This window comes from Brucella lupini (genome assembly GCF_002252535.1).
Lineage (GTDB): Bacteria > Pseudomonadota > Alphaproteobacteria > Rhizobiales > Rhizobiaceae > Brucella > Brucella anthropi.
Map to the genome: position 1 here is coordinate 76,550 of NZ_NNRN01000053.1, position 12,315 is coordinate 88,864.

Consider the following 12,315-nt stretch of genomic DNA (forward strand, 5'->3'; position numbering starts at 1 on the left):
CCTGCATCAAAAGGCCCGCCGAAGCGGGCCTTTTGGTTCTGATCTATGCCCCGTATGGCACCCAGATGTTTTTCACCTGAATGGCACGGCGCAGATAATCCCGGCCCTGTCCTTCGGTTTTGTTGAACCAGTTCGGCAAGCGGCCATTGCTGACCCACGTGGCCTTGAGATTGCCTGCTGACGCCTTTTCGGCCATTGCGCTGCCTTCGCGTGAACCAAAATACCACAGCGCTGCAACGTCATCATGTTCGGCAAGTGTCTTCGTCAGAAGATCGCGTTCACCGGTGACGATATTGACCACGCCGCCCGGCACGTCGGATGTGTCGAGCACCTGATAGAAATCACTTGCGATCAGCGGGTGACGGCTTGAAGGCACCACCACCGTGCGGTTGCCCATGGCGACTGCAGGCAAGACCAGAGACACAAGCGAAAGAAGCGGCGTTTCATCAGGGCAGACGATGCCCATCACGCCCCACGGTTCATTCATCGCCAGTGTCACATGACGCGACTTGGTGGAATGAACCGCCCCGTCAAACTTGTCGGCCTGTGCGGCATAATAGAAAATGCGGCGCAGTGAGGTTTCAAATTCCTCTTCAGCCTTTTTCTCGCTGACGCCCGTGCTTTCGATCAGCCGTGCCACGAAATCCGTGCGGCGTGCATCGAGGTTTTCGCCAAGATAATAGAGCACCTGAGCCCGGTTATGCGCCGTGGCTGCGCCCCAGCTTCCGGCCTTGCTTGCAGCTTCCACGGCATTACGGATGTCCTTCCGGTTGCCGATGCCAGCCTGGCCAATGACCGCACCGCCCTTGCCAGTGATCGAATAGCTGTAGCCGCCATCCGGGCGGGACTGCTTGCCGCCAATATAGTTCTTCATCGTGCGGTCGATGCCGTCGATGGTGATCTTGTCATCGTCAGAAGGCGAAGCCGATGGCACGAAGGCATCCGCAACTCTGGTCGGGGGGAGTGCTTTCTCCCAATCGGAGACGAGATATTCGTACATGCCTTCGCGCGCGCCCTCGCGACCGAACCCGCTTTCGCGATAGCCGCCAAAACCTGCGCCCGCATCCAGCATGTTGGTGCAGTTGATCCAGACGACACCGGCCTTCACCCGCGCGGCGAGATCAAGCGCGATATTGATGTTTTCAGACCAGATCGACGCGGCGAGCCCGTAGCGCGTATTGTTGGCGAGCGAGACGGCTTCATCCGGCGTGCGGAAGGTTGTTGCTGCCGCAATCGGCCCAAAAATTTCCACCTGACAAACGGTTGAAGCCTGATCCACATCGGTGAAGAAGCCGGGGGCGATATAATTGCCTTTTGCGGGCAGCGGGTTCGGTGTCTGCCAAAGCTCGCCGCCTTCCTCGATGCCTTTCCGGATGAGATCGGAAATGCGTTTCACCTGACCGGGTGAAACAATGGCGCCGACATCGGTGGATTTGTCGAGCGGATCGCCGACGCGCAAGTTTTCAAGGCGCTTTCTGAGCTTGGCATAGAAGCGGTCGGCAATGCCTTCCTGCACGAGCAGGCGCGACCCGGCGCAACAGACTTCGCCCTGATTGAACCAGATGGCATCGACCACGCCTTCGACTGCGGCATCGAGATCGGCATCTTCAAAGACGATGAACGGCGATTTTCCGCCTAGTTCCAGTGACAGCTTCTTGCCCGATCCGGCCATCTGCTCGCGGATGATGCGGCCAACCTGTGTCGAACCGGTGAAGGCCACCTTGTCCACGCCGTCATGACCGCAGATTTCCGCGCCAGTGGTGCCATCGCCCTGCACGATGTTGACGACACCGGCGGGCAGGCCGACTTCATGGCAGATTTCGGCAAAGGCAATGGCCGAAAGCGGCGTCAGATCGGCAGGCTTCAGAACAACTGTATTACCGGCGGCCAAAGCTGGCGCGATCTTCCAGGCAAGCATGAGAAGCGGGAAATTCCACGGAATGACCTGACCGCAGACGCCAACGGGCGAAAAGCCCTTAAATTCATCTTCCACCATCTCGGCCCAGCCTGCATGGTGATAGAAGTGACGGGCGGCGAGCGGAATGTCGATGTCACGGGTTTCGCGGATCGGCTTGCCGTTATCCATGCTTTCCAACACGGCCAGAAAACGCTCGCGCTTCTGAATATGGCGCGCGATGGCATAGAGATATTTGGCGCGCTCATAGCCCGAAAGTTTGGACCATTTGCCGAAAGCGGTGCGGGCGGCTTTCACCGCCTGATCGACATCTTCCGCATTGCCGCAGATGATTTCAGCAAGCTTGTCACCATTGGCCGGATTGGCAACCGCAATTGCCTTGCGGCCTTCCAGTTTGACAAAGGTCCCGTTGATATAGTGGCCGAAAGAACGGCCATGCTGTTCCAGCCACAGGTTCACATCGCCGTTTGCTTCGGGGGAAGGTCCATATTCCATGGTCTTCAGGATGTCCTTGATGGGTCGCATTTCAATTTTCCTTACGCAGCAGCGTGACGGTTGGCGGCGGAGTAGCGCCCGGTCACGAAGTGCTCCAATTGCCGTTCGATATCGCCAAGCATCGACGATGCGCCGATGCGGAACAGATCGGGCTCCAGCCAGCGATTGCCGAGTTCTTCCTTCATCAGTGTGAGCCAGGCGAGCGCATCCTTGGCGGTCTTGAGGCCGCCTGCAGGTTTGAAGCCGACACTTCGGCCGGAAAGCTCCCCATAATCGCGTAGTGCCCGCACCATGGTCAGGCTCACCGGCAGGGTCGCGTTCACATCTTCCTTGCCGGTTGAGGTTTTGATGAAATCGGAGCCTGCCTGCATCGCCACCATCGAGGCGCGATAAACATTGGTCAGCGTATTGAGATCCCCGGTGGCAAGGATTGCCTTCATATGTGCATCCCCGCAGACTTCGCGCATGGCAGCAATCTCATCGTAGAGGGCCGACCAGTTCTGTGTCAGCACATGCTCGCGCGTAATCACGATGTCGATTTCATGCGCGCCCTGTTCGACGGCATAGGTGATCTCAGCAAGACGGAGCGGCAGCGGCGTCAGCCCGGCGGGAAAGCCCGTCGCCACCGAGGCAACCGGAATGCCGGAACCTTCAAGCGCCTTCACGGCATGGGGCACCATGGTGGGATAAACGCAGACCGCGCCTGTGGTGATGCCCGCATCTGCAAGGCCGAGCGCTTCCAGAATATCCTCGCGCACCGGGCGGCGCGCCTTGGCGCAGAGCCTGCGCACGCGGCCCGCCGTGTCGTCGCCTGCAAGCGTCGTCAGGTCTATGCACTGGATGGCGCGGATGAGCCACGCCGCCTGATATTCCTTTTTCACCGAACGGCGGGCGCTAATCGTAGCGGCACGGCGCTCGGAAGCGCTGCGATTGACGGATACATCCTCAAACCATTCCGGCTTGAGCGGTGTCCCGTTATTGCGGGGGAGGGCTTCGGTCATTTCATTGTCCGTTCGTGGGTTCAATTACGTTCAAGTGCGATCAGGCGCGTTCGGTCAATGGGGCGTGATCGCGGCAGAACGTTTCGAATTCTTCCTGGCTGGCATAGGCTTTCTGCGTGCCCGGCCGGGTGATGGAATGGGCCGCATAAAGAGCGGCCTTGCGAAGCGAGGCTTCCACATCGCCGGTCCCGGCGTAGAAGCGGGCAAAGGAACCGATAAAGGCATCGCCTGCGCCGGTGGTATCTTTTGGCGTGACCTTGACTGGTGGAATATTGACGATTTCGCTCGCGGTAATCATGCGCGCGCCGCGTCCGCCGAGCGTGACGATGACGGTGCGGATGCCGCGCACGATGAGCGAACGCGCTGCGGTGACGATTTCATCGTCCGTGCTGGTCGGCAGGCCGGAGAGGATCGCAAGCTCGCTCTCGTTCGGCACGAGAAAAGTCACCTGCCGGATCAGTTCGGGATCAAGGTCGGCGGCGGCAGGCGCAGGGTTCAAAATGGTTTCGATGCCGTTTTCCGTGGCGAAAGCGATGGTGTGGTAGACGGTCTCGACCGGAACTTCCATCTGCATCAGGATGAGGCTGCACGTTTTCAGATCGTCTGCAGCCTTGTCGACTTCGGCAGGCAGAAGGTCGGCATTGGCGCCCTTGACGATCAGGATCGAGTTTTCACCCGATGGCTCGACGAAGATGGGTGCTACGCCGCTCGACTTGCCGGGAACCTTGCGCACATGGCGCGTATCGACGCCGAACTCGTTCAGGTTGCGGATGGTATTGTCGGCAAAAATATCGTCGCCTACACGGGTGACCATCATTACATCTGCGCCAAGGCGCGCAGCAGCGACGGCCTGATTGGCACCTTTGCCACCACAGCCGATTTCAAATGTCGGGGCTTCCAGCGTTTCGCCAGGGCCGGGCATACGGTTCACATAGGTGATGAGATCCACCATGTTGGAGCCGACCACTCCGATCTTTCTGGTCATGAGATGTTCCTTTGAAATTTCAGAGTGCCTTGATCGTGACTTCAAACTGTTCGGCGGCGGCTGTATCGAGATAGCCGACACGCACGGGGAAAACGGCGCGCTCACCCGATGCCAGCACCTGCACATTGTTCTTGGCTTTTTCCGCCAGATAACCTTCCGGCTCGCAGGTCGAGGGCAGGGCAAAGGCTGCAACCTGTGCATCCCCGTTCACGAGAATCCAGCGCACGGTCTTGGGGAAGATTTCGGTCGGGTAGGAAATGCCAACCCCGTCGCCCTCGGGAAGTTGCATCATCAGATGCGTGTTGCCTTCGGCATCTTTCGGTAGTCCACGAATATAGAAGACCTGCTCGGGATCGTAGCGCTCCGGTTCGTCCAGCACTTCCATCGCGGCTGGATCGGTGGACAGTTCGTCGATCAGCGACAGGTAGTCATCATTGGGTGTAACGTGGCCGGGAACGGCTGTTCGCACCTGCACGTGATCCGGCGTATAGGGCACCGGCTGGACGATCCGCGCGCCTTCTGCATAAGCGAAATTGACGTGGCACATATACATTAGCTCCATTGGAGCGGATGAAAGGTTCTCGACATCCATGGTGATGTCGAAAAGTGTTTCATCGGCATGAAGCCGCACGCTTGGCCGTGCCAGATAATGCGCGCCGAAGCCCATCACATATTCATATTCACCGGTGATTTCGACAAAGGCGCCGCGCTCGTCATGGCCGAAGAGAAGACCGGCCTTGTCCATCTTCGCGCAGGCCATTTCGCCATGCAGAAGATGATTGTCCTGAGGCGAAGGACAGCCATTGCGCAGGATGCCGCTATGGAACGCAAAGCAGCCATAGGTCTCGACGATGGTGGTTGCCGGACGCGGCATGGAGAAGCTGTTGCCCATGGTCAGATCAACGCCGTCAAACTCCGCGCCCCAGATCATCTGCCCCATGAACGGGAGAACAATGATGTTGCCGCGTTCGTTCTCGACCAGCAGCGCCTCGATGCCACTTGGATAGCGAAAGGCGGTGACGCTGAGGCCATAGGTATTGGCGATGACATGCGGCTGTTGGACAAAGTCCTGACGGCGAAGATGAAATTCGATGTCCTGCATATGGGATCACCTGCCCTGATTGCGCGACGCGTTGATCGCGATGACGAGAATAAGGAAAGCGCCCCAGATGAAATCGATGAGGTGGTTGGAGAACCGCATCATCTGGAAGCCGGAGGAAAGCAGCATCAGAGCAATCAGCGCGATGGCGACGCCCAGAACACGCCCCTTTCCACCCGCCGGATTGGTGCCGCCGAGAACGGCGATCAGTACCGCCTGCAGCAGATAGGATGCGCCATAGTCCGACTTGGCGGCATTGGTGCGGCCCGAAAGGATGATCCCGGCTATGGAAGCAAGTACGCCGGTGAGCATGTAGGAATAGAGGACCATGCGATCCTTGCGGATACCGGCAAAGACCGCAGCACGCGGATTGGTGCCGATCAGCATGAGATTGATACCGAGCGTCGTGCGTGTCAGGAGAATTGCCACGACAATGCACACCGCGATGAAGAGCAGGAAAGGCGTGGCGACGCCGAACAGCTTGCCGTTGCCGACCCAGTTCCATGCGTCGGGAAAACCGACGATGGCCGGGCCGCCTGTCAGAACCAGAGCAAGCCCCATCAACACCTGTCCGGTGCCGAGTGTTGCCAGGATTGGCGTGATGCGGAGCTTGGCTATCAGCAGGCCGTTGACCAGTCCCGATACCAGCCCGATCAGCACTGCCAGCAATATGCCAATGATGGTGTAGAACAGTATGCCGGAACCGGACGTCTGCGCTGCCTGCACCATGGAAGAATGGAAATAGACGCCAGCGATGATGCCCGCCAGGTTGGCGATACCAACAACCGAAAGGTCAATGCCTCCCGTCAGCATGGCAATCATCATAGCTACGGAGAGGATGCCCAGCTCCGGCATGATGTAGCTGATGGATTCAAAGTTGTAATAGCGCAGGAACTTGTCCGGATTCATCCAGGTCATCAACGCGAAAACAAGCACCGTGATCACAATGAGCTGGATGATGTTGTTGTCTCCGCCAAGGATGCGGCGCATGTCAAAGGACTGTTTCATGTCGCGTTCTCCCCTCAGGCGATGCTTTTGCGGTCACGCCATGCGGTGATGGCTGTGGCGATGATGATGATGAGGCCGACAACGACGCGCTGCCATGTGGTGTCCACCTTCATGATGATGAGCGAGTTCTTGACCATGACGAGCATGAAGACGCCCATCAGCGTTCCAAGAACCGTGCCGCGTCCGCCGAAGATCGACGCGCCACCCAGAACCACGGCTGCGATCACGTCCAGTTCAAGCCCGACGAAATCGCGTGGATTGGCAAGCCAGATCATCGAAGAATGCAGAAGGCCCGCGAAACCTGCGAGCGCTCCGGCCACGCAATAGACGAAGAAGATCGTGCGGCGTGTGTTGAAGCCGACGCGCTTTGCCGCTTCCGGCGAGCCGCCATAGGCGTAAACACTGCGCCCGATCATCGTATAATTGAGGATCAGGTGGATCAGCAGCGCCAGCGCCAGATAGACGAGGAACATCGCGGTCAGGCTAAAGGCGGTTCCGGCGGCATTGGTCAGCGAAACAACATCTGTCTTGCCAAACTCGATCAGTTCCTTCGGCATCTTGTTGATGTTGACGGTGCTTGTACCCACCAGACCAAGCACCAGCCCGCGTACGATGGAACCGGTGCCGAGCGTCACGATCAGCGGGATCATCTTGAAGCGATGGATGATGAAGCCATTGAACGCGCCGAGCAGCAGGCCGATCAGTGTCGCCGCCACGAACGGAATGAACACGCCGTCATAGCCGAGATAGACCATGGCGCGAACGGTCAGATACATGGCCGCGATGGCGAAAGCAGTAAACGATACGTCGATGCCGCCGGAAATCATCACCAGCAGAACGCCAAGCGCCATGATGCCGATGACGACATTGGAGCGCAGAAGGCCGAAGATATTGTCCAGCGACCAGAAAGCCGGATTGATGAGGCCGATAATGACCATCGCCGCGAATAACACGCAGGCAATGATGAATTCGGTACTGCGAAAAAACTTCATGTGCCGGTTCCTCAATTCAGCGTCTTGAGCCGGTCATTGACGGCATCTTCGGTCATGCTTTCACCGGAAAGTTCGTCGACGAAACGTCCGCGATGCATCACCAGCACACGATTGCAGTTCTGCACCAGCTCGGGCACATCGTCGGAAATCATCAGGACGGCGAGACCTTCATCACGGGCAAGCTTGCGGATGATATTGTGGATCTGCGCCTTGGAGCCGACATCGACACCGACAGTCGGCCCGTTGAGGATCAGCACTTTCGCGCCTGTCAAAAGCCAGCGTGCCAGCACCACACGCTGGGCATTGCCGCCTGACAGGTGATTGACCGGCGTATGCGGACCGGGGGCAACGATATGCATCGCCGAAAACATGTCGCGTGTCGTGGTGTCAGCTTTCTTGCGGTCGATGAAGAGGCCACGCACGAATTTCTCAATCGATGTGACGATGATGTTGCGCTCGATCGATTGCGTCAGGAACAGGCCTTCCGTCAGGCGGTCTTCCGGCACATAGGCGACGCCGCAGGCAATCCCTTCCTGAACTGTTTTCGGATGGACGTGCTTGCCATCGATACGAACAGTGCCGGTGAAATCCGGCTTCATGCCGAAGAGTGCCAGTGCCAGTTCCGTACGGCCTGAGCCGATCAGCCCGGATATGCCGACGATCTCGCCCGCATTGAGAATGAGGCTGGCATTTTCCACCGAGCCTGGAACAGATAGATTCGTGATTTCGAGGGTCGGATTGGCCGAAGCGCCTTCACGCGGGGTCCAGTGATAATGGCCCGATGTGAGTTCCTGACCGGTCATCGCCCGGGTGATCGACGGTTCATCGAAATCGGAAATCGGGCCTTCGGCAACCTTCTTGCCATTGCGGAAGACGGTCAGCCTTTCGCTGATTTCCAGCATCTCGCGCATCTTGTGGCTGACGAAGAGTACTGCGATGCCCTGTGCCTGAATATCGCGCACGATCTTGAACAGCGCGTCGACTTCATGCCGCGTCAGCGCGGTGGTTGGCTCGTCCATGATAATGAGGCGGGCGTCAGCCATGACGGCGCGCGCAATCGCCACGATCTGCTTGCCTGATGTCGGCAGGCTGTCCACATCCGCATCGAGGTCGATGCTTACGTCGAGCCGCGCCAGCGCCTTCTGTGCCAGGTCACGCACGCGCTTCCAGTCGACGCCCTTGCGGCCTTCGATGAGAAAAGTATTGATTACCAGATTTTCAGCAACCGTCAGGTTCCCGAACAACGAGAAGTCCTGATAGATAACCTGAATACCGTGATGAACCGACTTGACGGGGTCGAGCTTGCCGACTGATTTGCCGTCGATCAGTATCTCGCCGTCTTCCGGCGTGTAGACACCTGACATGACCTTGATGATGGTGGATTTGCCGGAGCCGTTTTCACCTGCGAGGCAGTGGATTTCGCCGGGCTTTATGGCAAAGGAAACGTCATCCAGTGCCCTGACACCACCGAAGCGTTTTCCGATATGGCGCAGTTCAATCAGGTTTTCACTCATGAGGGGCCTCGTGCAAGGCTGGAATGCAATTTGCCGGATGGGAGGGGCGTGAAGCTCCTCCCATCGAACATCCATGGATATTAGAAGTCGTACTTATCCATGTTTTCCTTGGTCACACCGACCCAGCCTGCACCATAGAGCAGGTTTGGCTTGGCAGCGTCCGGTGCCAACAGGCTTTCATAGCCCGGCAGACCGAGATTGAGACCGGCCTTGATCTGGTCGTTCTTCTTCTCAAGCGCTGCGACGGCCAGCATGTTCATGGCATAGCCTGCAACGGCTGGGTCCCAGAACTGGATGTACTGGACGTCGTCGTTCTTCAGATATTCACCAGCCACCGAAACGAGACCCGTACCTGCGAAGAAGACCTTGCCCTTGAGGCCGCCTTCGGCGATCAGGCGTCCGGCACCGGCAGAGGTCGGCATTGGCGCACCAAGAATGCCCTTGATGTCCGGATAGGCGGTCATCGCCTCCTTGAGCTTGTTATAGTCGGTGTTGGCATCGTCATAGGTTTCGAGACGGCCAGTTGCTTCTGACATTTCCGGGAAGTTGGCCTTCTGGTATTCAACGGCACCGTCGATCCATTCCATCTGCGACTTCGAGGTCAGGCTGCCGACGGTCGTGACATACTTCCCCTTGCCGCCCATCGACTTGCCGAGTTCCTTCATGAGGTTGGCGCCATAGGCCTTGTTGTCGAAGGCTTCAATGTCGTAATCGACGTTCTGGATGTTGGATGCTTCGTGGCTGATGACCACGATGCCACGTTCACGTGCCTTCTTCAGAACCGGTTCAACGGCTTCGACCGAGAACGGCACGATGGCGATGGCGTCAACGCCCTGCGCGATCAGGTTCTCGACGATCTGGACCTGTGCCGCGGCATCCGCCTGGCTTGGACCGACCATCCAGACGTCATTGCCGGTATCTGCCTTGAACTGGTCGACGCCGTCACGCATACGGTCGAACCAGGCAATGCCATCGACCTTCACGACGGTCGCAATGGTGTACTTCTTGTCATTGGCAGTGGTGATCAGTTCCTTGTTGATCTTCGACGTATCAACGACGCCTTCTGCAAAAGCGTGCGGAATGGCCACGGACATGGCAATCGCCACGGATGCTAGAAATTTTTTCACCGGTGTTTCCTCCCTGGGAATTCTTTGGTCGCCTGCCCTTGATGGTTCAGACAACACAATTGTTGCTACGCTGACGCATCTCAGGAACGGTGAGTGCGTCGGCGTTTTCCTCCATGCCCGGCTTCCCGGCCGGGCGAAAATTCAATCTGGTTTCCCGCCTGTCTGACGTCCTCGAAGAATGGAATTCTGTTCGAGGCGTGCAATACCCTGTTGTCATATCCTCCCAACAATGCGAATTATAATGTTACAATCCAATCATTATGTTTGGATCGTTTCACATTTATGTTCAGCCTGTCAAGATCGGATGATCGCGTTGCGTGAAATGTGACGGACGTATAAACGGGGTGATCGGACCGGAAAAATGGGGACAGCGTGAGCAGAATCAGCCGTAAAGAAGAGCGGATTGCCGAGCTGGCGGCGTTGGTCGATGAAGCTGGTGTGCTTCGCCTGCGCGATGCGGCAGCGCGTCTTGGCGTTTCTGAAATGACGATCCGCCGAGATATCGGCAGTGACGGCGGGATGCTGAATTGTTTGGGTGGTTACATTATTCCCACACAGGACGGTATGAATGGCGATTATGTCTTTGATTTTGAAAAAGACAGCCACGCCAATGCCAAAGCACAGGCTTGTGCCGCAGCCGCAGCGTTGATCGAACCCTATGATACGGTTTTCATCGATTGCGGCACGACGATGCCACACCTTGCTCACCGCATCCCGCAGAACCAGCACATTACGGTTGTCTGCTACGCTCTCAATATAGCGGAAATCCTGTCGCAGCGCAGCGATGTGCGGCTTATCGTTCTCGGTGGGCTCTATCACCCGGAAGCGGCGTCATTTTCAGGAGATGAGGGGATCGACGTCCTGAAGCGCGTCAACATCAACAAGGCATTTCTGTCGGCTGGCGGTGTCGATGAGCAGCACGGTATCACCTGCTCGCACTTTCATGAAGTGCCAATCAAGCAGATGGCCATGCAGCGCGCTGTTGAAAAACATCTGGTCGTCGACAAGAGTAAATATGGCAAGGTCCGTGCCGCGCGCTTCGCGGGCATGTCCGACTTTACGTCGATTGTGTCGGGCTGAGACCAGCCCGCTGAACCAGAGTGCAAACGTAATGAAAGGGCGGCATATGCCGCCCTTTCATCTTCACGACCTCTGGACCAGATCGCATAGCCCCCGCGCAACTTGATATTGGGCAATATCAGCCGAACGCGCCGCGCCGACCGGAAGAGATGGATGGCAAAAAATAGCGGTTGGGGCCTACGGCCAGACGCATGGAACCTGCATGATCCTGCGAGGCTGCCGGTTGGCTTTCGGTTTTGCTGGTGGTCGGCGTCGCAGCAAAAGCTCCTGTTACGAGCATTGCAAACGCTGCCGCAGAAATCAAAGTCGTCTTCATATCGTCCTCCAAATGCGTGGGCTGGTATGCGCCCACATGGTCACCACGAACGATAGTTGGAGGACTGCCGCACAAACAATACGGCACATGTCGTATTTCGAAAGGTGCTATTCCACCGGCAGGCCGAGGCGAACCGCATAGGCGGTCAGTTCGGCACTGTTGTGCTTCCCAAGCTTGCGCATCAGGTTCTCACGGTGTTTTCTCGCAGTGGGAACGCTGATGCCCAGCCGCTCCGCAATCTCCCTTGTCGTGCTGCCACGTGGAATCAGCGCCAGAAACTGCATTTCTCTGCGGGTCAGGGCGACAGACATCGGCAGTTCGACGGCGGGAAGCGGATTACCTGCAGGGTGTTTCTCTGGGTGATGGGAAATCGTGGCTGGGACACCGTCCAGTTTTGCATTGCGTAACGAGCGGACTGCAGCTACCAGTTCGTCGGGATTGCCGTTCTTGGTGAGGTACAGATCCGCTCCGGCTTCGAGTGCCTTTTCGATGGACTGCCGGTCGGAACTGGCTGACAATATGATGATGTTTAATCGGCGGTAAGCCGTTCGGATTTCTTCGATGAATGCATAGCCCAGAAATCCTGGCATTCCGAGGTCCAGAACAAGTAGATCGCAAGGGCATCGCTTCAGCTCAAGTAACAGTGTGCCGTAATCCCTTGCTTCTCCCACGATTGAAGTGTCTTCTATCGTTGATAAAAGCATCTTCAGACCTTCCCGGACAACACTATGGTCATCGGCAAGTACGACTCTGTAAGTTCCGGACATGAACTTCCCCCGCGGC

General features: G+C 57.4%; 11 protein-coding genes. 1 reads left to right on the forward strand and 10 read right to left on the reverse strand.

All coding sequences use genetic code 11. The features are described from left to right. Positions 1–43: 43 nt before the first annotated feature. From CES86_RS17250 to CES86_RS17285, 8 genes are all read right to left on the reverse strand, one after another. Positions 44–2,440 carry an aldehyde dehydrogenase family protein gene (locus CES86_RS17250; protein ID WP_167387122.1) on the reverse strand — a complete coding sequence of 799 codons (2,397 nt, stop codon included), beginning with the start codon at positions 2,438–2,440 and terminating at the stop codon, positions 44–46. Positions 2,441–2,451: 11 nt separating this feature from the next. Continuing rightward, entirely contained in the window at positions 2,452–3,411 is a 960-nt protein-coding gene (gene deoC / locus CES86_RS17255; RefSeq protein WP_094515001.1) for a deoxyribose-phosphate aldolase, read from the reverse strand. 40 nt (positions 3,412–3,451) lie between these two features. Next, positions 3,452–4,396 (reverse strand): ribokinase, encoded by a 945-nt coding sequence (rbsK, locus tag CES86_RS17260; protein ID WP_094515003.1) that lies wholly within the window; start codon positions 4,394–4,396, stop codon positions 3,452–3,454. 19 nt (positions 4,397–4,415) lie between these two features. Continuing rightward, positions 4,416–5,498 carry an aldose 1-epimerase family protein gene (locus tag CES86_RS17265; RefSeq protein ID WP_094515004.1) on the reverse strand — a complete coding sequence of 361 codons (1,083 nt, stop codon included), beginning with the start codon at positions 5,496–5,498 and terminating at the stop codon, positions 4,416–4,418. A gap of 6 nt (positions 5,499–5,504) precedes the next feature. Further along, entirely contained in the window at positions 5,505–6,503 is a 999-nt protein-coding gene (locus CES86_RS17270; RefSeq protein WP_094515006.1) for an ABC transporter permease, read from the reverse strand. A gap of 14 nt (positions 6,504–6,517) precedes the next feature. Continuing rightward, complete coding sequence (locus CES86_RS17275) at positions 6,518–7,495, reverse strand: ABC transporter permease (protein ID WP_010660798.1); 978 nt, start codon at positions 7,493–7,495, stop codon at positions 6,518–6,520. Between the two features lie 11 nt (positions 7,496–7,506). Then, positions 7,507–9,009, reverse strand: a complete 1,503-nt coding sequence (locus CES86_RS17280; RefSeq protein ID WP_094515007.1) for a sugar ABC transporter ATP-binding protein — start codon at positions 9,007–9,009, stop codon at positions 7,507–7,509. An 80-nt stretch (positions 9,010–9,089) separates the two neighbouring features. Then, complete coding sequence (locus CES86_RS17285; RefSeq protein WP_010660800.1) at positions 9,090–10,136, reverse strand: autoinducer 2 ABC transporter substrate-binding protein; 1,047 nt, start codon at positions 10,134–10,136, stop codon at positions 9,090–9,092. Positions 10,137–10,508: 372 nt separating this feature from the next. On the opposite strand from CES86_RS17285, the gene CES86_RS17295 reads away from it, so the two are divergent. After that, on the forward strand, positions 10,509–11,216 hold the full coding sequence (locus CES86_RS17295; protein WP_029376190.1) for a DeoR/GlpR family DNA-binding transcription regulator: 708 nt from the start codon (positions 10,509–10,511) through the stop codon (positions 11,214–11,216). 118 nt (positions 11,217–11,334) lie between these two features. On the opposite strand, the gene CES86_RS17300 is transcribed toward CES86_RS17295, so the two are convergent. Both CES86_RS17300 and CES86_RS17305 read right to left on the reverse strand, forming a co-directional pair. Continuing rightward, the gene (locus CES86_RS17300) at positions 11,335–11,532 is read right to left on the reverse strand and encodes a hypothetical protein (RefSeq protein WP_010660802.1); all 198 of its coding nucleotides are present in this window, start codon (positions 11,530–11,532) and stop codon (positions 11,335–11,337) included. 107 nt (positions 11,533–11,639) lie between these two features. Then, positions 11,640–12,299, reverse strand: coding sequence for a response regulator (locus CES86_RS17305; protein ID WP_094515009.1), 660 nt, complete (start codon positions 12,297–12,299; stop codon positions 11,640–11,642). Between the last annotated feature and the right edge of the window lie 16 nt (positions 12,300–12,315).

What these genes read in the sequence shown, in the direction of transcription:
- CES86_RS17250 (WP_167387122.1), bottom strand. Translation starts at nt 2,440, where the DNA reads ATGCGACCCATCAAGGACATCCTGAAGACCATGGAATATGGACCTTCC.
- deoC (WP_094515001.1), bottom strand. Translation starts at nt 3,411, where the DNA reads ATGACCGAAGCCCTCCCCCGCAATAACGGGACACCGCTCAAGCCGGAA.
- rbsK (WP_094515003.1), bottom strand. Translation starts at nt 4,396, where the DNA reads ATGACCAGAAAGATCGGAGTGGTCGGCTCCAACATGGTGGATCTCATC.
- CES86_RS17265 (WP_094515004.1), bottom strand. Translation starts at nt 5,498, where the DNA reads ATGCAGGACATCGAATTTCATCTTCGCCGTCAGGACTTTGTCCAACAG.
- CES86_RS17270 (WP_094515006.1), bottom strand. Translation starts at nt 6,503, where the DNA reads ATGAAACAGTCCTTTGACATGCGCCGCATCCTTGGCGGAGACAACAAC.
- CES86_RS17275 (WP_010660798.1), bottom strand. Translation starts at nt 7,495, where the DNA reads ATGAAGTTTTTTCGCAGTACCGAATTCATCATTGCCTGCGTGTTATTC.
- CES86_RS17280 (WP_094515007.1), bottom strand. Translation starts at nt 9,009, where the DNA reads ATGAGTGAAAACCTGATTGAACTGCGCCATATCGGAAAACGCTTCGGT.
- CES86_RS17300 (WP_010660802.1), bottom strand. Translation starts at nt 11,532, where the DNA reads ATGAAGACGACTTTGATTTCTGCGGCAGCGTTTGCAATGCTCGTAACA.
- CES86_RS17305 (WP_094515009.1), bottom strand. Translation starts at nt 12,299, where the DNA reads ATGTCCGGAACTTACAGAGTCGTACTTGCCGATGACCATAGTGTTGTC.